Annotated in this window: 17 protein-coding genes; 5 read left to right on the top strand and 12 right to left on the bottom strand. The window is 44.6% G+C overall.

The genetic code is table 11. The annotated features are described in order from the left end of the window. Window positions 1-49: 49 nt before the first annotated feature. The 3 genes from MHI12_RS16055 to MHI12_RS16045 are packed head-to-tail and all read right to left on the bottom strand — an operon-like array spanning window position 50 to window position 1,913. Complete coding sequence (locus MHI12_RS16055; protein ID WP_405169700.1) at window positions 50-676, bottom strand: ABC-2 transporter permease; 627 nt, start codon at window positions 674-676, stop codon at window positions 50-52. After that, window positions 673-1,533: an ABC transporter ATP-binding protein gene (locus tag MHI12_RS16050; protein ID WP_405169699.1), complete on the bottom strand. Its 861-nt coding sequence runs from the start codon at window positions 1,531-1,533 to the stop codon at window positions 673-675. The genes MHI12_RS16055 and MHI12_RS16050 overlap by 4 nt, the downstream gene beginning before the upstream one ends. A gap of 5 nt (window positions 1,534-1,538) precedes the next feature. Beyond that, complete coding sequence (locus MHI12_RS16045) at window positions 1,539-1,913, bottom strand: GntR family transcriptional regulator (protein ID WP_062834670.1); 375 nt, start codon at window positions 1,911-1,913, stop codon at window positions 1,539-1,541. A 418-nt stretch (window positions 1,914-2,331) separates the two neighbouring features. Between MHI12_RS16045 and MHI12_RS16040 the strand changes: the two genes are divergently transcribed. Next, window positions 2,332-2,736: a VOC family protein gene (locus MHI12_RS16040; protein WP_405169698.1), complete on the top strand. Its 405-nt coding sequence runs from the start codon at window positions 2,332-2,334 to the stop codon at window positions 2,734-2,736. A 151-nt stretch (window positions 2,737-2,887) separates the two neighbouring features. On the opposite strand, the gene MHI12_RS16035 is transcribed toward MHI12_RS16040, so the two are convergent. Further along, the gene (locus MHI12_RS16035) at window positions 2,888-3,751 is read right to left on the bottom strand and encodes a LysR family transcriptional regulator (RefSeq protein WP_405169697.1); all 864 of its coding nucleotides are present in this window, start codon (window positions 3,749-3,751) and stop codon (window positions 2,888-2,890) included. A 151-nt stretch (window positions 3,752-3,902) separates the two neighbouring features. Here MHI12_RS16035 and MHI12_RS16030 point away from each other — a divergent pair, with 151 nt between their 5' ends. The 4 genes from MHI12_RS16030 (at window position 3,903) to MHI12_RS16015 (ending at window position 7,561) form a co-directional block, all read left to right on the top strand. Continuing rightward, a complete protein-coding gene (locus MHI12_RS16030; protein ID WP_405169696.1) occupies window positions 3,903-4,742 on the top strand; it encodes an alpha/beta fold hydrolase in 840 nt (279 codons plus the stop codon). 267 nt (window positions 4,743-5,009) lie between these two features. Then, the gene (locus MHI12_RS16025) at window positions 5,010-6,764 is read left to right on the top strand and encodes a methyl-accepting chemotaxis protein (RefSeq protein ID WP_405169695.1); all 1,755 of its coding nucleotides are present in this window, start codon (window positions 5,010-5,012) and stop codon (window positions 6,762-6,764) included. A 271-nt stretch (window positions 6,765-7,035) separates the two neighbouring features. After that, window positions 7,036-7,287, top strand: a complete 252-nt coding sequence (locus tag MHI12_RS16020) for a (4Fe-4S)-binding protein (RefSeq protein ID WP_340982454.1) — start codon at window positions 7,036-7,038, stop codon at window positions 7,285-7,287. Beyond that, window positions 7,280-7,561, top strand: coding sequence for a GNAT family N-acetyltransferase (locus MHI12_RS16015; protein WP_036615433.1), 282 nt, complete (start codon window positions 7,280-7,282; stop codon window positions 7,559-7,561). The genes MHI12_RS16020 and MHI12_RS16015 overlap by 8 nt, the downstream gene beginning before the upstream one ends. A 99-nt stretch (window positions 7,562-7,660) precedes the next feature. On the opposite strand, the gene MHI12_RS16010 is transcribed toward MHI12_RS16015, so the two are convergent. The 8 genes from MHI12_RS16010 to MHI12_RS15975 all read right to left on the bottom strand — a co-directional run bounded on the left by MHI12_RS16010 (window position 7,661) and on the right by MHI12_RS15975 (window position 24,690). Further along, window positions 7,661-9,331, bottom strand: coding sequence for an alpha-glucosidase (locus MHI12_RS16010; RefSeq protein ID WP_405169694.1), 1,671 nt, complete (start codon window positions 9,329-9,331; stop codon window positions 7,661-7,663). 52 nt (window positions 9,332-9,383) lie between these two features. After that, on the bottom strand, window positions 9,384-11,012 hold the full coding sequence (locus MHI12_RS16005) for an alpha-glucosidase (RefSeq protein WP_405169693.1): 1,629 nt from the start codon (window positions 11,010-11,012) through the stop codon (window positions 9,384-9,386). Between the two features lie 22 nt (window positions 11,013-11,034). After that, entirely contained in the window at window positions 11,035-11,928 is an 894-nt protein-coding gene (locus tag MHI12_RS16000; RefSeq protein ID WP_405169692.1) for a carbohydrate ABC transporter permease, read from the bottom strand. Window positions 11,929-11,941: 13 nt separating this feature from the next. Continuing rightward, a complete protein-coding gene (locus tag MHI12_RS15995) occupies window positions 11,942-12,856 on the bottom strand; it encodes an ABC transporter permease (RefSeq protein ID WP_405169691.1) in 915 nt (304 codons plus the stop codon). Window positions 12,857-12,917: 61 nt separating this feature from the next. Continuing rightward, window positions 12,918-14,654, bottom strand: a complete 1,737-nt coding sequence (locus tag MHI12_RS15990) for a sugar ABC transporter substrate-binding protein (RefSeq protein WP_405169690.1) — start codon at window positions 14,652-14,654, stop codon at window positions 12,918-12,920. Window positions 14,655-14,904: 250 nt separating this feature from the next. Next, on the bottom strand, window positions 14,905-16,311 hold the full coding sequence (locus tag MHI12_RS15985; protein WP_405169689.1) for a response regulator: 1,407 nt from the start codon (window positions 16,309-16,311) through the stop codon (window positions 14,905-14,907). Then, window positions 16,308-18,020 carry a histidine kinase gene (locus MHI12_RS15980; RefSeq protein WP_338586893.1) on the bottom strand — a complete coding sequence of 571 codons (1,713 nt, stop codon included), beginning with the start codon at window positions 18,018-18,020 and terminating at the stop codon, window positions 16,308-16,310. Before MHI12_RS15980 ends, MHI12_RS15985 begins: the two co-directional genes overlap by 4 nt. Window positions 18,021-18,303: 283 nt before the next feature. Continuing rightward, on the bottom strand, window positions 18,304-24,690 hold the full coding sequence (locus MHI12_RS15975) for a GDSL-type esterase/lipase family protein (RefSeq protein ID WP_405169688.1): 6,387 nt from the start codon (window positions 24,688-24,690) through the stop codon (window positions 18,304-18,306). Between the last annotated feature and the right edge of the window lie 110 nt (window positions 24,691-24,800).

The following is a 24,800-nucleotide window of genomic DNA, read 5'->3' as shown; positions in this document are numbered from 1 at the left end:
ACGGATACATTCAGTTGTACTAGATTGATTAATGTTTCCTGTTTTTGCCTCATAATTCTTTACGGCTTAGCCATCTTGGGCATATGATCCATGAGAGTATATATACGACAACACTAAACGCGGCTACTACTCCGTATAATAAAAGTAGATTTTCTTCTATGTTCATATAGTAACCTAGCAATGTTCTTAATCCTGCAATGGCAAGGGCAGTGACTACATAAGATAGGATTATTCCGGCAATACTTTTTTCTCCATCGAGTAAAAAAGAACTAGGGATATTCACACTGGCTGGCAGAAATGCAAGAATAAGCGCAAAGGATACATTCACATATACAGCAGATAACTCAAAGCTCGATAATATCATTGAAGCAATAATACAAATTACAGTCGCAACCAAAATTCCAAACAGGCTAAGGAGCACATACAAACCGTATTTGCTTGAAGCGCTTTGAATTCTTGAGACGGGAAGTGTAGCGCAAAATTTATCCCACTGCGCTGTTTTGTCACTTTGAATGCTCATTACCGCCATCATTCCAAATGAGGTTCCTGCGATCACAATCAAAAGCCAAGGAGAGCTTACGACGGACAAAACGATTCCAATGACGACCATTAATATTAGGGGGATAAGCAACGCATCCTTAATAGCATAGAAATCTTTCAGCATAAGCCCTTTCATGTTCTCTCCCCCTTTATATATAACAGCATAATATCATCAATGGTGGCAGGATCAATCACTGCATTCGGGTATTTCTTTTGTGCCAAATCTTTATCGGCAACTAATACTTCCCAAGCATAATCCTGCTTCCGGTAAGCGATTATATCTTGTTTATCAAGGGCATCATACTGTGCCGTACCACATTTAATGATCCCATACTTATATCGCAATTCATCCTTTGGTTTGTTGAAAATTACCTTGCCGTTATGAATGAATACGATATAATCAGCGACTTTCTCCAAATCACTTGTGATATGTGAGGATACCAGGATAGAGTTACTTTCGTCCTGCACAAATTCCAAAAATAAATCCAGAATATCATCACGAACAACAGGATCAAGTCCGCTCGTCGCTTCATCCAGGATCAGAAGTTTGGAACCATGAGAAAGTGCGACAGCAATAGACAGCTTCATTTTCATCCCTTTAGAAAACTCTTTGATCTTTTTGTCTGCAGGTAAGGATAGTTCAGTTAGCAAAGAATAGTATTTCTCTTCATCCCAAGCTGCAAAGATATTTTGGAAGACACGGTTTAGTTTTTTGGGTGATAATCCTTCCGGGAAATTACTTCCGTCAAACACAACACCAATCTGATTGCGAACAGCATTGTCAATTTCCTGATCCTGCTTGCCCAAAATCGTCACCGTGCCGGAATCCTTATTTTTCAATCCAAGAATCGAATTGATGGTTGTGCTCTTTCCTGCACCGTTTTGGCCAATCAACCCCACAATCGACCCGCGCGGTACATGAAATGATACATTGTCCAGAACAAAGTCGTGATACGCCTTTGTCAGTCCATTTACAGTCAAAGCATGATTCATGATCATTACTCCTCCTCATAGAACAGCTTTAATAACTCAATGAGTTTTTCGACAGGAATACCATTTGTACGTCCAATATCTGCGGCTTCCTGCAAAAGTCCCTCAGCTTTGCGCTGGATTTCTTCTTGATAGAAATTTTTGTTTTGCGCGGAAACAAAACTTCCCCGTCCTACGGTAGTCTCTATAAAACCGTCCCTCTGCAAATCCTCATAGGCCTTTTGAACAGTAATCACACTGACATGAATAGATTTTGCCATAGATCGCATCGATGGAATGGGGTCGCCAGTCTTTAATTCTCCACTCATAATCATCGCTTTGATCTGTGATGTTATTTGTTCATAGATGGGCTTACTTGTATTGCTGCTTATGATAATCTCCATATAGGTACCCCAATTAGATTATTTTTTAGTAAAGGTTTTCCCTTTTGAACTAGGTTGCACTCCAAATCTGGTTTCTTTTTTCATCATTCTCCTCCTTACTTTTCGTTTAAACACCGTCTTTCTATTAAAAATTCAGCGTTCCCTGTGTACTATATTGTACTTACTCAATAAGTACAATATAGTACACAGGAGTACAATTGTCAATTATACTTATAAAGTCTTTAGTGCTCCCCCATCAACGTTATAACCGGTCACAGTGAGATCCCTCCCCCTGCGTTATCGTTTCTCGTTAGTTCAATCCGATCACTCTTATTTTATGGTTACTTCATAAAACACTACTGACATACCGTTGTCAGTAGTGTTTTTGTATAGTCGGAGTAAGCAATCGTATTACTTATTATAGGAAGGATGATATCTAGTGAATTTTGCTTCTGTGCGCATCATTACTGATGACGTGGATCGTCTCGTTCAGTTCTATGAGAAAATTACGGGTGTTTCAGCAGAACGCCCTGCACCTATCTTTGCCGAACTTGTTATGCCATCGTGCACTCTAGCGATCGGCCACTCCCAGACGGTGCAACTGTTTGGCGCTGGTTCCGCTGTGGCGGCCAACAATCGTTCAGTCATTATTGAGTTCCACGTCCACGATGTCGATGAGGAATACGAGCGCTTGAAGCCGTTTGTCGATGAGTGGGTAAAGGAACCTACCACAATGCCGTGGGGGAATCGTGCTGTGCTGTTTCGCGATCCTGACGGTAATCTGGTTAATCTCTTCACGCCGGTGACCGAGGAAGCAATCCAACGGTTCAGTAGTAGGCTATAAAGGACAGTTGAAATGAGTAAGGCGAATTTTTAAATTAATTTTTATGACCAGCAGAAAGAGACTATAGCGATGAGCTATAGTCTCTTCATTTTTGTCTAAAGCGGAAGAAATATTTTAACGGGAAATTAACAGAAGACACTCTTATCATTTCTTACCATAGGGAGGCATGCTTTCTAACGATCTCAATAAATGCTTCTACTTGGGGAGAGATCCACTTGTTTTTGGGATACAGCAACTGCGTAGCTAGATTTTGTTTGTACTGCTGACCTGAAAGTTTTTCTTCCTTCAGCTCCTTCTCTACCGTAATTCGAGGTAACAAAGATATACCCATACCGCTCAATATCGACTGTTTCACAGCTTCAATACTCCAGAATTCAATATTGGAAGTAATCCCTATCTGATACTCCTCAATGCATTGTTCAAACAATGTGCGATAACCGCAACCTCTTTCGGTAAAAAGTAAATTGCTTCGTACAATGTCGCGTTGTAGCTCAAATGAATTGGGGTACAACAGCATCATGGGCTCCTCAGCCAATTTCTCACTGTACAGATTGGGATCATGCACCTCTGTCCCCAACATGAAGGAAATATCACTTTTACCTTGCATCAAATTCTCTTTATAATGTACGGAATCTAATTGGTGCCACTCGATATTGACACGGGGATGCAATTTTTTGAATTCCTCAATAATAGGTGGAAAACGATAAATCAACAGCGTTTCCCCAATACTGATCACGATATTACCCGTTAATTCCCCTTGTGCAGCAGTCACTTCCTTAATCATATGATACAGATCAAGCATTTTCTGTGCATGTGGCAACAATTTTTTCCCGGTCTCCGTTAAAATAACCCGCTTACCAATTCGATCAAATAAAGGGTAGTTAATCTCCTCTTCCAACGCCTTGATATGCAATGTAATTGTAGATTGCGCGTATCCAAGATGCTCAGCAGCTTTGGTAAATCCCTCGTGTTCCACAATTGTAATAAATGTGACCAAATGACGTATTTCCATCATTGGCTCCCTTCTTTTTAACATCATTAAAAATGATCGTTTACATATAAACTATCAATTTTACTAATGGAAAGCAATCGTTTATATTCTATGTAGCTCATTAAGAGCCCATTTCATTTTTAATCTCAATCGTTTATGGAAGGGAGTAATCACCATGCAAACAGCAGCAACGTCATCCATCTTGATTAATGGATATCGAATCGCTTATGAACAATACGGAGAAGGCTCTCCCATATGGCTCCTTCACGGAACACCCTCTTATAGTTATGAATGGAGAAAAGTAATACCCTCCCTGGTTCAAAAAGGGTACAAAGTCTACGTTCATGACCTTCTTGGATATGGAGCATCCGAAAGACCACTCGAAGCAGATACTTCTGTGGCAGCACAATATACGCTTTTTAATCAGCTTTTAGACGAACTCGGAATGGATCGTTTACATGTTGCAGCCCACGATCTAGGTGGAATTGTTGGAGTCCAACTAGCCTTGGAACAGCCTGAGCGTGTACAATCGCTTACGTTACTCAACATGCCCAGCTATGATTCGTGGCCCTCACCAACCTGGAAGAAAATTATCGAAGAACAGCTTGAACAGGTTGAACAAATGCCCCGTGCTGATTTTGATACCATGCTAAAGAAACAATTACCCATGGCAGTGTATAATAAAGAGCTTATGACTGGCGATACACTGGATGCGTATCTGGAACCCCATTCAGGTTCATTAGGGAAAGCCTCTTTTTTCTCCCATCAGGTAGCTCATTATAATGCAAAATATACTGAATCCTATGGAACAGATTTACCCAAGCTGAAAGTTCCCGTTCAAATTTTATGGGGGGAAGAAGACGAATGGCAGCCCCTTATGTACGCAAAGAGGCTTGTCCAGGATATTCCCCATGCCTGCCTACATGTCATTCCCAAAGCTGGTCATTTCGTAATGGAAGATGAGCCGGGGCAATGTTCTGATTATATCGACCGTTTCTGCAATAAACATCCGTGAGTAGGTTTGTATATTGAACAGAATGTCTAAGAGAAAAATTAAGTGCTCCACTGGCATAAAGCTGGTGGAGCCTTTTTTTTCTTGATGCAAAACGTAACTTTTACATTCGGTTTGAGTGCACTGGCACGACAAATGATCACATTCTCCAACGTATATGTATATACAAATTTAGTGTTAGTCTTCATTTCCCCCTTCAATATTACGATAAATAGTATGGGGTTATACAAATAACCATATTTTTTGATTACATCCAAGGGGGAACAGAACGTGAGACAGACTCGCAAAAAAAAGATGGATTTAAGGTTCAAACTGTATTTGATCATTCTGGTTCCACTACTGACCATGGGCGGTCTAATCATGTGGACCACGATAGATTCCAGTAAAAATGCGTCACTGATGACCATGCAGCATAACAATCAGCAGCTGGCCGTGAATACTGCCTCTCAACTAGGCCAGGAATCTGAATTAATCAAGACATTGTCCTCTACTGCTTCGGAGGAGAGCAGCGAATATAAACGTCTTAGAGACGAACTCGTTAAAGTTAGGCTTCAATCGGGTGCCTTGTATGTTTATATGTATAACAAAACTTCAGACGGGTGGAGCTACACTGTGGATGGAGCGGATTGGGACGATACTGAATATAGCCCTTACGGGACTGCCATGGAATTCAACCCCCAGATTCAGGAACGCTTATTACGCGGAGAAGTCATCACAACAGGTATTGTAGACGATCCAACCTGGGGCCAGCTGCTGTCCTCCTTTACACCAATCAAGGATTCGCAAGGTACGATTATTGGTTATCTGGGCATTGATATTTCTGCTGGAGCAGTGAATCAAGTCTCCACGACATCCGTGAATAATGCTTATCAGACCATTATTCCGATTTTTGTGGTTGTACTGATTCTTTCTTTGGTCATGATGTTATTCGTAGTAAGAGGCATTCTCAGACAAGTTCGCGATATTAAGTCAAGCCTCGAGCAGGTTGCTGATGGGAATCTTAAAGTCGTATCCACACATATGACCAATGATCAACTCGGTGACATCAGTGATTTGATTAACATCATGGTTGCCCAATTGACGAACATTCTGATGGGAATACAGCAAGGATCAAATACGTTGCAGCAGTCATCAAAAGATATTTCGGAAACCGCTCAGACGAACCAGCGTCAGAGCGAAGAACTTTCCAGAGCGATTGAGGAAATTGCCATAGGTTCAATGAAACAGGCTGAAGAGACAGAACACTCCGTCCAGCATTCAGAGAATCTGGGCAAAATAATGGATGAAGTAGGTTCATATGTGAAACAGTTTACTTATACTTCAGAGCAGCTATCTTCTGTTCAAGTACAAGTTACACGTGAACATGAGGTTCTACTTGAGAAGGGCCGAGAGAATGCCAAGCGTGTTGAGCATCAACAGGATATTTCCAGGTCTTTGACGACTCAATCCGAACTCGCTTCCTCTATTAGCGGTCAAATTCACAACATTTTAAAACAAACTCAAATACTATCCCTGAATGCTTCAATTGAAGCTGCCCGAGCTGGAGAAGCGGGTAAAGGCTTTGCAGTCGTTGCAGGTGAAATGGGACAGCTCGCTCAACAATCCGAACGTTCGATCCAAGAGATTGATGAGATCCTGGGTTCATTTGTTCAAGAGATACATCGGATGGGCAGTCATTTTGATGCGAATATGGTAGCTGTTAAGGAACAGGAGAAACAAATCGCTGATTGTCTCCAGGCATTTGGACAGGTTAGCCGCTTATCGACCGAAGTGCATGAGTTGGCTCAGAGTTTGGACAGCCGGACGATGGACATGCACTCTATTCGTCAGGAGTTGGAACAGAATCTCAGTTATATTGCTTCCGCAACCGAGGAAACTTCAGCCATGGCCGAAGAAGTCACGGCTAGTGCTGTGGAGCAGCAGCGATCGGCAAACGAACTGTCGAACATCTCCGGGGAACTCGCTGGTCTTGCAGGCAACCTCAAATCATATTCCGATCAATTTCAGATCGAAGTCACTAAATAATTTCCCAATCTCATTAAGGGTGTTGTTAGATGACAATTTAGAATCGCCGCCGGAAACGTAACTTTCTTGGAGCGTTAATTTTTCGTAGGACTCAGGGTTCTGATCAGCACATAGAATGACCGTGTTCTTGTCCTATGTCACGTTGACTTATTAACGATTCCTCATTTATAATTCGAACATTAAGTGCCTGCTAGACATGACTTACCATGGATGCCTGGGATATCGATCTGTAAACAAACTCAAACTCAACAGTGAAAGATGTGAATGCATTATGGTTAAAGAGAAATTATATTATGGTAAAGATATCGAGGTTATGTTTAATTCGGAAGTCTGCATTCATTCCGGTATTTGCGTAAAGGGCCTTCCTGCTGTTTTTGATTTAAGCAAGCGTCCTTGGGTTGATCCTGATGGTGACACTTCGGAGGCCATTGCCCGGCATATTGACACATGTCCAAGCGGAGCATTGACGTATAAGCTTCTGGACGGTGAATATTCAACAAAGAAAGAGGATGAACATGCATAACGTAGAACATGAACCTGCCAATAAAAGATTTCTTATTCAAGATAACGGTGACATTGCTGCGGTGATGACCTATGTAATCTCGAGTCCAGAGCTATACATAATCGATCACACTTTGGTGGAAAATGCTTACCGAGGACAAGGGCTTGGCGATGAACTTATCAAAGCTATGGTGGAATACGCGCGGGAAAACGGTATTAAGATTTTACCTCTATGTCCGTTTGCCAAGGGACGTTTCGAACGTATTTCCGAATACGCGGATGTTCTCCATCAATAAAACGAATATTCGCAGCTAATTTTCATGTGGTTACACAGCAATAAAAGGCGTCTATATCATTTTCTGAATGATATAGACGCCTTTTTCCTTTTACGTATCCTACTTTACTTTATTGCTTAATCCAACAATGGTTTCAAACGGTCGCAACATCAGTGGCAGCATGCCATTCTCATAGTTGGTAAGCCAGATCTCTGAGAAGTCGAGGCCAAGCTCATCTTCCTCAAGCTCCACCATGTGTTCAGAAAGATTGATTACTACCAGCACCTGTTGATCTGCCAGTGTACGTGTATATGCATATACACTCGGATGATCCGGCATATGAAGCTCATAAATACCATAAGTCAACGTATCGTGCTCTTTTCGCAGCTGAATCATTTGTTTATAAAATTGAAGAATAGAACGTGGTTCCTGGAGTTGTTTCTCTACATTAATATGGATGTAATTGTCATTCACCTTCAGCCATGGTGTACCACTGGTAAACCCGGCCTCTTTGGCCGAAGACCACTGCATCGGTGTTCTGGAGTTATCGCGACTCGAAGCCCAGATGATGTTCATGATCTCCTCATGCGACATGCCCTCTTCGCGTTTGATCTGATATAAATTCCGATCGGCTATGTCGTTATAATCCTCTATCGAAGGGTAAGCCACGTTTGTCATGCCTATCTCTTGCCCCTGATATATGAAAGGGGTTCCTTGCATGAAAAAGTACATGGCTCCAAGTGCTGTGGCACTTTCATACCAATACTCCGTATCATTTCCCCAAGATGAAACTTTACGAGGCTGATCGTGATTTTCAATAAATAAAGCATTCCAGCCTACGCCTTCCAGTGATTTTTGCCACTTGGTCAAGACGTTTTTCAATTTGGGAACATCCAGTTGCCTGTCTGTACTGTTTTTCCAAAGGTCCAGGTGTTCGAATTGAAAGACCATATTAAATTTCCCTCTGACTTCACAGATCCAATCCAGCAGATCTTCTTGGTCCTCCACCTTAACTCCATTCGCTTCCCCAACAGTCACGACGTCATATCTGGATAATGTATTCTCTTTCATTTCTTGCAGATAACTCTGGATTCCCTTGACATTCATATGCTTTTCAAAAGAGGAGATGTACTTGACGCCTTCTCGGATTGGCATGTCCAAGAGGCCCTCTTCTTTGTGAATATGGCTGATTGCATCCACACGAAAACCATCAATCCCTTTATCCAGCCACCAATTCATCATTTCATATATGGATTTCCGAACTTCCTGATTTGCCCAATTCAAGTCTGGTTGTTTCTTGGAGAACAGATGGAGATAGTACTGTCCGGAGACTTCATCATATTCCCATGCAGAACCGCCAAAGATGCTCTCCCAGTTATTCGGTTCGTCTCCATTCTTCGCATCTCTCCAGATGTACCAATCCCGTTTGGGGTTATCCAGCGAAGCTCTGGATTCAATAAACCACGGATGTTCGTCACTTGTATGATTGATCACCAAGTCCATGATGAGTTTCATGCCGCGGTGATGCACTTCATACAGTAATTGATCAAAGTCCGCCATCGTGCCGAATTCATCCATAATGGAACAGTAATCGCTGATGTCATACCCATTATCGTCGTTAGGTGACTTATACATTGGGCAGATCCATATCAGATCAATACCGAGATCTTGAATATAATCCAGTTTAGATATGATCCCCTTGATGTCACCAACCCCATCTCCGTTGGAATCCATAAAACTTCTCGGATAGATTTGATAAGCTACTGCTTCTTTCCACCATACTCTTTTCATTGAATATAATCCTTCTTTCTTGAGAACTGAACATTATATAACGTATTATGATTTAATTATGAATAAGGTACATTCTTGCTTCATATGGACGTAATTTGCTCTCCGAGAGTTCACCTGTATAGTTAGCTACCAAAAGCTGATGAGAACCTGTTAATTGCTCCTGAAGCGGAAGTTCAGTCGTATATCCTTGGAAATTGCATACCACAAGAATTGTCGTACCATTTAACGTTCGGGTATATGCAAACACGTCTGGGTTCTCTGGAAAGATCAGCTCATAATCACCATATACAATGACTTCATGATCTTTTCTGAGTTGGATTAACTTCCGGTAATAATGGAATATGGATTCAGGGTTATTCAAACTTTCCTCGGCATGGATATGCTTATAATTTGGATTCACCTTAATCCAGGGTTCCCCTTGTGTAAAACCCGAGTTATCCGAAGTATCCCATTGCATAGGTGTGCGTGCGTTATCGCGGCCCTTGGCGTAGATCGACTCCATCACGCTTTGTTCGGGATAACCTTTCTCCATTCTTTCCTTATAAAAGTTGAGCAATTCAATATCCCGATAATCCTCGATCGCATATTGAACATTCGTCATACCCAGCTCTTCACCCTGATATATGTAAGGCGTACCTTGCATGCCATGAAGAAGGGTAGCCAACATTTTAGCCGATTCAACTCTGAATTCTCCATCATTTCCCCAACGAGATACGATACGTGGCAAGTCATGGTTGTTCCAGAATAGACTGTTCCAGGCATCACCCTTGAGCTCCGTCTGCCACTTGGACAGCACTTTTTTTAATGCCATCACATCCAAAGGTTTAAGATCCCACTTTCCTTTGCCTTCTTGTTCATCCAAGCTGATGTGTTCAAATTGGAAGACCATTGAAAACTCACTTCCGTCTGGATTACTGTACAGTTTGGCGATTTCCGGAGTGGCGCCCCATGTTTCTCCAACCGTTAGCAGGTCTTCCGCTTTTTGAAACGTCTCCTTGCTCAGTTCCCTGATATATTGATGCAAATTAGGTCCGTTTCCCGTAATCTTCAAATCCGGTTCTTTACCGATTAAGTCGATCACGTCAAGGCGAAAACCACCCACACCCTTGTCGATCCACCAGTTGATCATGTTGTATATTTCCTGCCGGACTTTGGGGTTTTCCCAGTTGAGATCTGGCTGTTTTACGGAAAACAGATGTAAATAATATTGCCCGATCTCAGGCACCCATTTCCAGGCTGAACCACCGAAGGTGGACCCCAAGTCGTTTGGGGGCGTTCCATCAACGCCATCTCTCCAGATGTAGTAGTCATGGTACGGATTGTCTTTACCTTTTTTGGCTTCTAGAAACCAGGGGTGTTCATCCGATGTATGGTTCAACACCAAATCCATAATGATTCGAATGTCTCGTTTCCCGGCCTCCTGAATTAACGTTTCCATATCTTCCAAAGACCCAAACATCGGATCAATGTCCTGATAATCTGAAATATCATATCCGTAATCATCTTGAGGAGACTTGCAAACGGGTGATAGCCAGATCGCACCGATGCCGAGTTGCTGCAAATAATCCAATCGTGACACAATGCCCTTCAAGTCTCCGATGCCATCCCCGTTTCGATCTTGAAAGCTGCGTGGATATATCTGATATACAACGGTTTCTTTCCACCATTTTTTATTTTCCATGTTCCATTCAACCTCTCTAATGTTATTCTTTGACCGATCCTACGACAATGCCCGTCACAAAGTATTTTTGCAGCAAGGGATAAATCAGCAATAGCGGGATAACAGCGACTACGATTTTGGCTGCATTCAGGTTTTTGTTCGATATTTCAGTCAGATTACTGAGTTCGCTGGAATTCGTGCCGGCTTGAAGCAAATCGGCAATATTCACGTTAAGGGACTGAATATAGGTCATTAGCGGGTAGTTGCTAACTTTGGTCATATAGATCAAACCACTGAAGAAGTCATTCCATGTACCCACGATACTGAACAAGGCGACTGTCGCCAGCGCAGGAATGGACACAGGGACATACACTTTGAACAAGACCTGAATGGGATTTGCTCCATCGATGAATGCTGCCTCTTCAAGCGCTTTAGGTACAGCGGAGAAGAAATTCATCACGAGGATGACACTGAATATGGGGACAGCGCCTGGCAGAACAAGTGCCCATATCGTATTCAGCATGTCCAGGTTTTTGATCAGCAGGTAACTCGGAATCATGCCTCCGCTAAACAACATGGCAAAAATCATGATATTCATATAAATGTTTCTGCCTTTGAAATCCCTCTTCGATTTGGATAGCGGATAAGCCATCAAAATAATCAGAATCATGTTAAGCACAAGAGTAAGCGCGACACGTAGAACAGATATGCCAAAGGAACGCCAGAACTGTGCATCATCAATAATTTTGGTATACGCTGCTGTTGTGAAATTAACTGGAACGAGACCTACTGCGTTCGCGGATACTGCCTCGCTGCTGCTGAATGAAATGGCGACGATATTCCATAACGGAAGAAGGCAGACCAATGCCAGCATGATGACGATGGCATAGATGGCAAACCGGCCAATTCGATCTTTTAAGTTTGCAGAATAGGACACAGGTTTGGCCTCCTTAGAATATTTTTCGGTCCGTATATTTTTTGGCCAACTGGTTGGCAGACATGAGCAAAACAATACCGATGACGGACTTGAACAAGCCAACTGCCGTACCGAAGCTATACTGTCGTCCAACGAGACCGATCCGATAGACATAAGTATCCAGAATGTCGCCTGACTCATAGACAACCGGGTTATACAGATTATAGACTTGATCGAAACCGGCGCTCAAAATGTTGGTCAGGCTCATTACGCCCATGAGCAGAATAATAGGCAGCATGCCTGGCAATGTAATATGCCATACTTTTCTCCACCAACTGGCTCCATCCATTCCTGCCGCTTCATATAGACCGGGATCAATCGACGTAATCGCCGCCAAATAGACGATAGAGCTGTAGCCAAACTCTTTCCATACGTCTGTACCTATAATCAGTGGCTGGAACCAGGTGTTGCTGCCAAGGAAATTAATATTCTCCAGGCCAAAGAACGCGAGCATTTGGTTCACAATGCCGTCCAAACTGAACATGTTGACAACGACGGATGCGAGTACAACCCAGGATAGAAAGTGCGGCAGATAAACAATCGTCTGCACAGATTTTTTAACGTATTTGATACGAATTTCATTTAATAAAACGGAAAAAATGATGGCCATCATCGTTCCAAGCAAAATCTTGCCAATCGCAATCACCAGCGTATTGCTTACGACCTGCGCGATATCCGGCAGCTTAAACATATACATAAAATGCTTCAGCCCTACAAATTCGGAGCCGAACATCCCCTTCGCCGGTACATAGTCCTGAAAAGCTGTGATGACGCCGACCATTGGGATATAGCTGAATACAAGCAAAAACAAAATGCCCGGCAGCATCATCATATGGTACATGGCACCTGGGCCGAGCCGCCCTCTCGCTTTCAAATTCCCCTGTTTCATGGATGAACCCCTTTCGTTGAAGAAAGGCTGCGTATCGCAGCCCTGCTACTGTTCATGAATATTATTGTTTCGATGCGATCTCGTCTTGAATTTCCTGAATGACTTGATCACCACCCTGTTTCTTCCAGTTGCTGACGAATGTATCGAAGTAATCAAGCGGTTCTGAACCCGTTATGATTTTGATAAACGACTCCTGCTCCAACTTCGTCAGATTGGCCCACGTCTGTTTCATGCTTGGTGTAGTACCAGAGAAAGCAGGTGTCATCCATACAAATTTGTTTTCCTGTGTCAGTTTGTCGATCAGTCCCACTCCGTTGATCCGCGAATGATATTTGGACCAAGCAGTCACATCATCCGTATCCATGTCGCTCAAATAGGTTTTGATGCTTCCGATATTGTTCTTCGATTCGGTTGTGCGAACCTCATCCAGGCTGATCTCTCCTTTAATCCCGCGAACAACGTCAGAGTAATCATCCAGTAGCGATGTAGCCGAATTGACTTCGATATTAAACGGTCTCGTAGATCCGTCTACCCCGGTCTCCTGATACTTGGCAGCTTCCGGCATGGTTGTTGCGGCATCTTTATCATTGGCCAGTTTATCGTAGAACAGGTTAAGAATCTTAACGGCCAGTTCAGGGTGTTCATATCCCTTTCTTACCACGATAAACTGATTGGATGGATTGGCATGCGCTACGTTGACCTTGCCGTCTGCATCCTCCAGTGTATAAGCCGAGAATTTCGCGTTTTTATCCATCTGTTTTGCACTGATCAGTCCCCAGTCAGGGATATGCCACGGTCCAAAGGCGATGCCGCTTTGGCCATTGGCGTAGAGTGCGGTAATATCGTCAAACGTGCGAGTTCCAAATTGCGGGTCAATGATCCCATTCTTGAACCAATCGGCCATGATGCCCAGCATCTGCTTCGTTTCTTCTGTTGTGGAACCGTATACGATTTGGCCGTCTTCACCATTCATCCAATATTGCGGGAAGGCTCCCTCGGTTGAGGCCACACCCAGCATCGTATAAGCAGAGCCATTATAATCTGTTGTATTCATCGTGTTCACAAATGGAATACCTACCGGGTTCCCGGATTGGCCAGGATCTCTTTTCAGGAATTCCTGTGTGGTCTTCTCCACTTCATCCAGTGAAATGGCGCCGTCACCATCTGCATCAAGTTGAATCCCCAGCAGATCCAGCCAATCTTGACGGACCCAAACCATCGTTGGTGCGGAATCCAGAGAAGTCGCCGGAAGTCCCATCAAACGTCCATCAATCGTTGCATTTTCTAAAGCACGTCCATCATAGGAATCGTACATCTGCTTGATGTTATCCGTGGCATATTGATCATAAATGGCCGTCAGATCCTCAATCAGGTCATTATCCACAAGTTCTTTCAGTTCATCTTTGGAATCAACGCGCATCATATCAGGCAATTCCCCGGATGCGATAGCGAGCGAAACTTGACGGCTATAATCTTCGCCATTGGCTTCAAATTGATCTGTAATCTGAGCGTTAAATGTGTCTTTGACCAGCCGAGTATATGCGTTGTTCTCATAGGTATCACCAGCCGGCAGTTTTGGGTTGGCTGTGGTTACCCGTCCCATGGTTACTGTAATTTCGTCTTTATAAGCACTGAACGGATCTCCCGGTGTTACCTCATATTTGCCTGCTTCCTCTGCAGTAGGAGGAGTGGAAGAGTCTCCACATGCCGCGAGGGTTGCAACCATAAAGGCAGACATGGACAGCACGGCGAGACGCTTCGTCAACCGGTTGCTTTTCATAGACCATTTTGTTCTCATCTAGTTCGATTCCCCTTTATTCTGATGTTCAATATTTGTTTGCGCTTTCATTATAAAATGAAGTGAAGTCCTATCGGGATAGGGATTACACGTCCGTTTGGATAGAGAAATGTGTACAGTTTTCAGTCTGTATGATGAAGTATGGTTAACTTGTGAGCATTTACCCTACCTATTGATCTACATTTGTCTAACTCCCCCCGCTCTTCATCAAAAACAAAAGCCGGCAGCTCCCAAAACAGGAAGCTGTCGGCTATTTATTCCCTCTACCTAGCTGCCGATATTCGCTTGGCAGAAGACCTGTCAGTTCGCGGAAAATCCGGCTGAAATATTTTTCATCCGTATAACCCACTCGTTCCGCAATCCAGAAAATTGTGTTGTTTGTATTGAGCAAATACTCCTTGGACTTCTCTACCCGGATGAACCGGGAGTACTCATTAAAGGTTTTTCCCATCAGATCTTTGAAACATTGACTGAAATAACTTCGGCTGATATTGAGTTGTTGGGAGAGACCTGAAGCTGTATAGGCCTGTTCCAAATCATGCTGCACAATCATCACTGCTTTTTTCACGGCATCGATGATTTCCTGTGAATACGAAGTCTGTTCATCAGCCTTTCGAATGCTTACAGCAGTCTGTTTGATCCATTCTTCAACCTCGTACCAAGACTCGAAAGAATGGATCATCGAGATTTTTCCAAGCGTAGTTTGAGCAAAAAGGTGGTTCCATTCCATCACGATCGAGTACAGCAATCCCATCAACTGACCTTTATGTAATCGTAAGGATATAAACTGGTCAATGAGTTGGTTATAGTAACTGTGGTGGTGGGTCCATGGTGTCTGGAACCAACTTTGCTTAATCCGGTCAAGGTCCTCATCCTGCGGTTCTTTTGAACATGTGTTTTCCTCATTCATCGAAACGGTAATGACTTGGTTATTGGGGTTGTAAGCATAGAATAAAGACGTCTCTGTATAATTTATAATCCAGTTTTTGATTTGCGACCACGTTCGCTCTTGTACATCAGACAAAACCAACAACGTACTATGGGGAACTTGATGCAGGAACTCCTTCAATTGATGAAATAGTTGATCCTCCCTCGACAGGGGTGCAGCCCACATGCAGCTATTACGCTCAACCTCCCACCGTATCTCATCTTCATGTGCAGTTATCTCCATTGGCCATTGATGCTCTGATTTGCGATCCTGTGACACAAGGGCATACACATTTTGATAATAGACATTCAATTCATTCTGCGAAGGCATCTTTCTTATCGTGTTTGTCAACCCGCTAATTCGGGTATGTATCCGTTGCAGAACATGTTCGAATTGCTCTTTCTCCAGCTGGACTTTGGCTATATAGTCGATGGCTCCGAGTCTAAGCGCTTCCTGGATATAATCGAAATCCTGATGCAGTGTTAACACAACGATATGAAGTTCTGGATAGAGCTGACTCGCAGCTCGCATCAGTTCAATCCCTGACATAACGGGCATTGCAAGATCCGTCAGCATCAGATCGACCGGTTGGGTTTTCAGGAAATCCAGTGCTTTCGCCCCGTTGCTGGCCTCTCCTACAACCTCCATATTGAACTCGTTCCATGGCATCGCAGAGCTAATGCCTTTGCGTACCAACTTATCATCATCTACAATCAATACCTTAATCATGACGAGATATCTTCTCCTTTAATAGGCAATACAAGCAGTATGCTTGTCCCTGTTCCCAATTCACTCTCGATCACCAGCTGTGCTTGGTCCCCGTACTGTGCCTTCAACATGCGGTGAACGTAATTGAGTCCGATGCCCATCCCAACTTTTTGTTGTTCAGCTTCACGATTGTTCAGCAGATTATGAATGGTTTCTTCAGTCATACCTGCTCCATTGTCTTGGATCATAATGTTCAGCGTTGCAGTGCATGTCACTTCAATTTGAATAAAACCTTCGTCACTCAATCCATGATATAGCGAATTTTCAACCAGCGGTTGCAGAATAAAGCGGGGCACAGGAATTTGAAGCACTTGCTCATCTGCAGTAATGCGGACGTCAAATTCAAAATCATAGCGAATTTGCTGCAAAATCAGATACTGTCTTAGCGCATCAATCTCCTCTTCCATTGTGGATACTTGTCCTAATTTGCCCAGATTGTAATAGAGTAGCTTATTCAATGATTGCACCAGCTTGTCGATCTCCCCTTGTCCGTTCATGACGGCCAGCCAGTGCACTGTATCTAGCGTATTCATTAGAAAGTGCGGGTTGATCTGATAGAGCAGCTTTTCCACTTCCAGGTCTGCACGAATCTTCTCTTTCTGCTGCACTTCCCTGAAGAGGTCACCAATTTGATGTTGCATATTCGAAAATTCACTGAGCAGAAAATCAAATTCTGGAATTTGAGTGCGAGCTCGGCTCCCTGTCATTTGTGGATTTTTGGACATCCCGTTGATTTCCGAATGGAACAGACCGAGAGGTTTGTAGACCATCTTCCACAGAAGCCAAGCAAGAAACACGGTAAAGCCGAGGAAAAATAAAGCGACCAGCAATATTTGAAGCAACCACTGGTTTTTCTCCTGTTGATATTGAGCCTGCGAAATGACAGATACAACGCTCCATTTCTGTGAGGAATCCTCCTTGAACCAGTGATACCCACGGGATATTCCGTCCTTGGCAGGATCGACCGTTAAGCTGGAGAAATTCTCCCCGACCTTCATGGCCTCCGGTATTTCACTGTACACAATGTTTCCTGTACCATCCAGAATGAGATGAGATAATGCTCCGTTGTATTGATTGTAACCCAAGATATCCTGTGTAAGGCGAAATCCGGATTCTACGTATATGTACACGTCGTCCCTTTTGGGCAGTTGTACTTTTCGCATGGCAGACAGAACGAGTTGGTCATCAAACCGGTTCATGCTGATATGGGGACCATAATACTTAATGCCATAAGTTTGGAAGAGCACTGGCAAAGATTCAGGAGAAAAATGATCCTTAATCGGAAAGTTGCCGAACTGCGTAGTGCCTTCTTTCTGGAAATAATATAAGGTCAATCCGATATTCGGATTGGTAAACGTGACCACACTTAACTCGCTCTTTAATTCGTCCCTGGCCTCGATTAATTCGAAGATATCGGAGGACGGATTCAAAAATTCATCCAACCTTTTGCCTACAGTACCACCGTAAGATAATTGCTGAGTAACGTGATTTAGATTGGTGATGGAATTCTCCAATGAAGATGTCACCTGCTGTAAATTGCTGCGAATGCCATCATCGATCTTATTTGCGAAAATGGAGTCAATCGTATAATAAGAAATCGCAAATATGCTGATAAAGGGGATAAACGCACTGAGAAAGAACAATAAAAAGATTCTTTTTTTGAGTGTCATGGGGACCTATTCTCCTTCTGAAAATGAAACAGCAAGCCTCCTGCGTATGGAAGCTTGCTGTGAATATACATACAGCTATGCCGGTTATCTTTCTCCATAGGCCTCGTCCAAGTCCAATTTCCTTTCATCATTATAGATTGATATTCAAATAAGTCAAACGCTTTCATATTGTGCGTATATAAAAAATGCTACTCCTCAAAATGATGAGGAATAGCACTTTTATATGCGTACTTTACTTCAGTTGTAATTACTTCTTGTTAATGGAATGCTCACACATTTCAGTCTACTCTCGTACCGTCACATTTAATTTGTGTGATCTGGTTTCCCCTGAAGAATTACGAAGTACAGCTTCATACTCGTAGATTCCAGGTATCCTTCCAGAGATTGAGGTAACCGCAGACTGTGCAGCAGGCGAATGAGATTGCAGCGATTGTGTGTCAATCAATACACCATTTTCGTAAAGTTCGTATTCGGTTGCGTTTGTTCCCCACCACAGATTCATGGTGACATTATAGTTGCCGTCACCGTCCCAGTTGTCGTTCGACAGAACAGCTTGCCCGGGGGAAGCATCCGTGACGATGACTGTCAGCGGAACACTCATGGTTGAACCCAGTGCATTGATCAATTCTCCAGTATAGATATAGGTGCCATTTTTCTTTCCAGTAATATCAACTTGAACAGATTGGGCGGACGGGGATTGATCGACCAGAGAAATTTCCTTAATCAATTCACCATTCTCATACAGCTTGAACTGATTGCCGTTATTCCCCCACCACAGATTCATCGTGATTGTATAGTCTCCGTCTTTGAGCCCCGTGTCGTAACCATTATTATCAGATAACACCGGAGTGCCAGGGGCACCGTTTGCTAGTGGCGTTGTCTTATGGAGCCATTCCTCCCACTTAATCAGAACACTTGCCTGCTCATCCGTAAATACGGTTCCTCTAGCTGCTTGAACGTCATTACCATAGGATGCAAGCAATTGACGCGCTTTTGCTCCTTCACGATCGTTTGCTGCCTGTTTGGCCTGCTGTAATGTGTTTGTGAGCTGATCAGCAAGAACACCAGCATTAGGATCGATCGATTCATCAGCAAAGGTGTTGGTCAGATTAATTAGGCTGTCGAATGTAGCAATAACGCCAAAACGATATTCTACCGTCTGTTCCCAGCCAGCCAAATCAGAGACCGTTGCCGTAACCTGGTTCAGACCGGGTTCCAGTGTATACGCAGGAGTGTCGAGAAGCACACCCTCCGGTTCTTCCACACCGGATACCGAATCGGAGGCTGTATAGCCAATTTCCACATGCTGATCAATGGTGTACTCGGTTTGACCATGAATTTCAATGGTTGGAGGTACGAGATCAATCGATATGGACAATGACTGTTCACTCTCTTTGTTGCCGTCAACATCGACACTCCAGTAGGTGATGGTATGTGTACCTTCTTCAGTTAGGGTCAACTGTGTGCCACTCACCGTTTCGCCACCATTAATTTTATAATAGGTCCCTTCGATTTCGGAATCTTCATCGCTTGCTGTGAAGGTTACTTGTGCCGGAGAAGTATACCAGCCGTTCTGCAATTCTCCTTCCACAGTTGCCTTAGTATGCGGGGCTTCCTGCTCCGGAGTTTCTCCTTCCAACGTAACCAAATCAGATAGCGGAATATTCAATTCCTTTACAAGTCGTGCCACGAGTTCAGACACCTTGATTGCGCCATTCATCTGCAAATGTGTATTGTCTTCCGTTGTGCCTACCCACATGAATATCGATTTGGTTCCTTCAGTGCCAAGCTCCTGGAAATGCTCCCAACTGGCTTGGTTCAGATCGATGATAAGTGTTTCCGTTTCCTGCGCCGTTTCTTTCATCGCCTGTACGTATTCCGGGAAGCTTTTGTTCAGCACTTCTCCGGTAAAATCACGACGATTCACTGGCGTGACCAGAACCGGAATTGCCCCTCTTTGAAGAGCACCGTTAATGTATTCTTTTAGATATACCTTAAATTGCTCTGGTGTAAGATAACGCTCTGGACGTGAAGGTGTGGAATCATTATGCGACCACTGCATGAACAGATAATCGCCTTCTTGAATGTCGAGTAAAATATCGTTGAGATATCCGCCGACCAGGAAGGTTTTGCTGCTCAAACCTCCAACTGCCCGGTTATCAATACTGACTTCATTTGGATCAAAAAATCCACCCAATGTTTCTCCCCAGCCTGCTTGCGGACGATAGTTTTCCGCGTAATTAGCCACAGTGGAATCGCTGGCCAAATAAATAACAGGTTTATCACTTGCACTGTGATCTGGCAGACGCTCCAGCTTCAACGCATTGATCTTCGGTGCATTTCCGGTGAAATTGAAGTTAAATACCCCATCGATCAGGGCAATGTCATACGTGATTTCTTTGAATTCGCCCTTGACAATGCTTGTCAGCGGCAGTTTTGTCATCTGCTCTACAACAACATTTGCGCTGGTCGATTCCTCCGCATCCCCGATGGTCATCGTTACCCGGTAATTCGCCGGCTCCATTTCCGCGAGGAAAGAGGTACCGTTTACTCGTGTGAAATCTTCCTTGAGCAAATCTCCGGTTTCCCGGTTCTCATCTTTGGTCAGCGCAGTATCAGCAAAGCCGTACCTATTGCCTTCAATGTATGCTCTTTTGGCATCTACTTTGATGTATCCGTCGGCTGCGCCGCCAGAACCAAAGTCAAATTTGTATTCGCTTATCTCTTCGCTCGGTGCACTTGTCAATGAATCCTTCGCGACTGTTAACATATTAAACACATGGTCAACTTGAGCTTGGGTGGCTTCCGTGTTGAATATCGCTTCCGCAGCTGCCAAAGCCCGGTTCACTACAGCTTGGGATGCTTCTGTATAATTCGACAGATCAAGTGCTTTGATCTCATCGTACAGAGCGATCAATGCAGTCTGATCGCCACCCTCCGAAGAGAGCTGAGTGCCTTCAATTCGCACGTTGTCGATCTGGGTAGTCCAGTTCAACGTGCCTCCACCACCTTTTCTCGTGCCCAGGAACCGCATGGATCTGACGTTGTCCGCATATGCGGCGGAACTCAGTGGGATATCTTGAATCGTTTGTGTAAGTGTCGGATTCGCTAGGTTCGTTAATGTCAGATCAAGTGTTTTCTCGGCAAAATTAACGGTAGCCTCCACATTGACCCACTGGTTCTTGGAAATATCTGTAGCCGTTCCCCCTTCAGGTATGGCTGTATCCCCTGTGCCGTAGTCTGGGTTATACGCACCGACGAAATAATGAATTTTGGTGCTTCCAGTTTTCGTAAACAGCGTGAAAAGGGCATTTTCGTTCGAATCCTGGACCGTAAGATGACCTTCTGACGGATAGGCACTCACATTACCGGATTGCCAGTCAAAGTTCACATTCACCTGATCGCCGTTTACGGCATCAAACAGACGGAACACCTTGGCTCGATTGCCCGATCCGGACCCTGTGACGGACAGTACCTTATTTCCGGACTGTTCAACTACCGTTCCCGCCATGGTTCCCGCTATTCCGGTAGCATTGACCATCGCATACTGGTAGTTGGCAGCGTCGCCTTCAAAATCCTCCTCATAGAGCTGGGTTTCTGGCTCTGGTTCTGGCTCGGTAATATCCGGGTCAATGACCAGCGATGAGATACTCAGCTCCATGTCTTTGACCGCACCAGCAACGAGTCCGGCAATTTTCTGTGCACCATAGCTGCTGAAATGGGTATTATCGTTGATTCCATTCGGGTATTTTGGATATTCACCCGGATTAGCATATAGGAATACTTTTTCCGTAGCGGTATTACCAATTTTGTCGTAGTACGCAATACTTAACTTGCTCAGATCAATCAGCGGCACGTCAAGCTCTTCTGCCAATTCTTTGGCAGCCTGCACATATGCCGGGAAGCTGACGTTGAACTCTTGAGTCACCGTGTTAAAGTCTCTGCGTCCAACCGGAGTGAGCAATACGGGTGTAGCGCCGCGCTGTTTGGCACCGTTTACATATCGAGTTAAGTAGATCTTATAATCCTCTGGTGATGCATACCGGTCCGGTATCCCTGCACTGGCGTCGTTATGACCAAAGGAAATGAAGAAGAAGTCCCCTGGCTTAATTCGCTGCAGGATCGTATCGAGACGACCGTCTACCATAAAGGATTTACTGCTTCGGCCACCAATCGCATCGTTCACGACCACTGCCCCATTGGAGAAATAACGTCCGAACTGCTGGCCCCATCCTTCTTGAGGAGCCTGCGCTTCACTGTAAGATTGCATGGTTGAATCACCAGCCATATAGATCGTTGTTGCCGCACCAGCCGCTTTCACTGGATATTTATCGATGATGACGTCTTGGATGTCTATGGCTGTACCCGTGAAGAGAAGATCGAGCTGTCCATCCACCACAGCAATATCATAGGAATACTCCAGTGGTGCTCCTGCTGTCACATTGGTTACGGCGAGCTTCTGGACGAATTCAGATTTAACTCCAACGTTCGAGTCATTTGCATCATCGCCCAATCGCAGCGTCACCTTATAGTTGGCATTTGGCAGATCAACGGCAAATGTCGTGCCTGTCGCAACCGAAACCTGGTTTGCCCCTACCGTAACACCACTTGTATCCTTGAACCCATATCCCGGATCTTGTGCGTAGAGCGTATCCTGTATGTTCGTACTTCCTGGCGCAGTCTCTGTACCGAAATTAAAACGGTAGACCGGCTCCAGCATTTCAGCTTCGCGAGTCAGCGCCAAGTCGGCTTTAGGGAATGCTGTAGCTTCCGCTCCAAGATAAAAACCGGTATGAGGCGGCTGGTTGTAGGCTACATTTTGCCAGGCTACGCCAAGTCGATACACAGGATCCTGCATCAGCGTAGGGATGCGATAGTCTGAAGGAATGGTCGTCGTGTAGAGACGATACTCCGAACTATCTTCGCTCCGCAGCAGAAGTTCCTCACGCCAGTCGCCCAGAATGTCCGCCTGGATTGCCGGATTGCCTTTGGTATGGTTGTTCGTTAACGTACCGGTTGCCCGGAAGATTTCATTCAGCTTTTTGTTTTGGTAATCCCACTTATAGATGAGCGGAATTCCTTTGGCTGTGCTATTATCCCACTCATGGTCCAAGAGCTCACGCTGAAGATCTCCATCCCACCAGATGGCGAAATTGGCGGTTTTGGGCCCTTCTTCCACAGTGTAGATAGCCTCTCCGGCTGCTGAATAGGTATTGGTTACAGGTACACTTTGACCGTTGGTAACGGTCGTTGCCCATGATTCGTAACCTGGATAGTTCGGATCAATGTCCGCCGACATCCCGCGACCGGTGTCAAAACCTGTTTTCTCACCCCAGAGGATTTCACCTGTTGCCGCATTGCGCATCTCCAATCCGTATGCCGCATCCGAATGTTCATGCACGCTTACGACCTGGTACCCCTCTCGATTTGGATCGAGCTGGCCGGCATGCATGGCATCACCGTGGCCGAGTCCAGTGCTGTACAGCAAGCTGCCATCATCATCAATGGCCAAGGCGCCAAACATAATTTCGTCCTTGCCGTCCTTGTCGACATCCAGCACACTTAGATTATGGTTGCCCTGTGATTGATATTGTGCTCCTGCTTCATTCGTGTCGAACGTCCAGCGCTTGATGAGTTCCCCGCCAACATAATCATAAGCAACAAGCACTGTGCGGGTATAATAACCCCGGCTCATCACGACACTTGGCTTCGTACCGTCCAGATAAGCGATGGCGCCAAGGAACCGGTCTACACGGTTGCCATAGCCGTCACCCCAATCGTTGACGTTGCCTCTTGGTGGATCATAATTCACAGTAGATACAGCCGCGCCAGTCTCACCGTTAAACAGTGTGAGATATTCCGGCCCTGACAGTATGTATCCGCCGTCGTTGCGATAATCCTTCGTCCCGTCACCAATGACTGTGCCTTGGCCGTCCTTCGTGCCGTCCGCCGTTTTCACAACAACCTCGGCTTTTCCGTTGCCATCCAGGTCATACACCATTAACTGTGTATAATGCGCTCCAGCGCGAATATTGACTCCCAGGTCAATCCTCCACAGCTTTGTGCCATCCAGTTTGATCGCATCGATATAGACGTTGCCGGTATAACCGGCCTGCGAGTTGTCCTTGGAATTGCTTGGACTCCACAGGAAGACGATCTCATATTCGCCATCTCCGTCCAAGTCAGCCACGGACGCGTCACCTGCATAATAAGAGTAGGTTCCACCATCCTTAGTCCGGCCATCAGCCGGTTTATCGAGCGGAATAGGCAGATAATCGTTATGCCAGACTGATACAACCTCCGGTTGCATTTGCTCTTTGCCTGCAATAACGGTGGAGATCTGATATTGCGAGCTGTCGAAACCAGTGGTGTCCACATAGTTCGTCACATCGCTTATGGGTGATGCGTTCACTTTGGTTCCATTTTTATATATATTGAAAGCGATATCATCTGGGTCGTTGTTTAAATACCTCCAGCTTAAAAAAACGCCGTTGTCTACAAGAACCGCAACCAAACCCCGGTTCAGGTATTCTGCTTGGCGACCCGGCAGGCCGTTTGATGATGACTCTGCACGCATCGGTGCCGGAGGAACAGCCAGTGAAATAACCATAAGGAGTGCTAAAAAAGATACAAACATCGATTTCTGGATGGAAACAGTTCTTCGGATCATTCGATTAACTCCTCCTTATCTAAGAATTCATTTTTAGAATCATCAGTTCGATCCTGCCCTGTTTGTTGTCAAATGAACACAATTTACAGCCACCTCCTCTTTATGTTACC

Source organism: Paenibacillus sp. FSL H8-0280 (assembly GCF_045040665.1).
Lineage (GTDB): Bacteria > Bacillota > Bacilli > Paenibacillales > Paenibacillaceae > Paenibacillus > Paenibacillus xylanexedens_A.
Note: the sequence above shows the minus strand (reverse complement) of the source record. Positions and strands in the feature narration are given on the sequence as shown.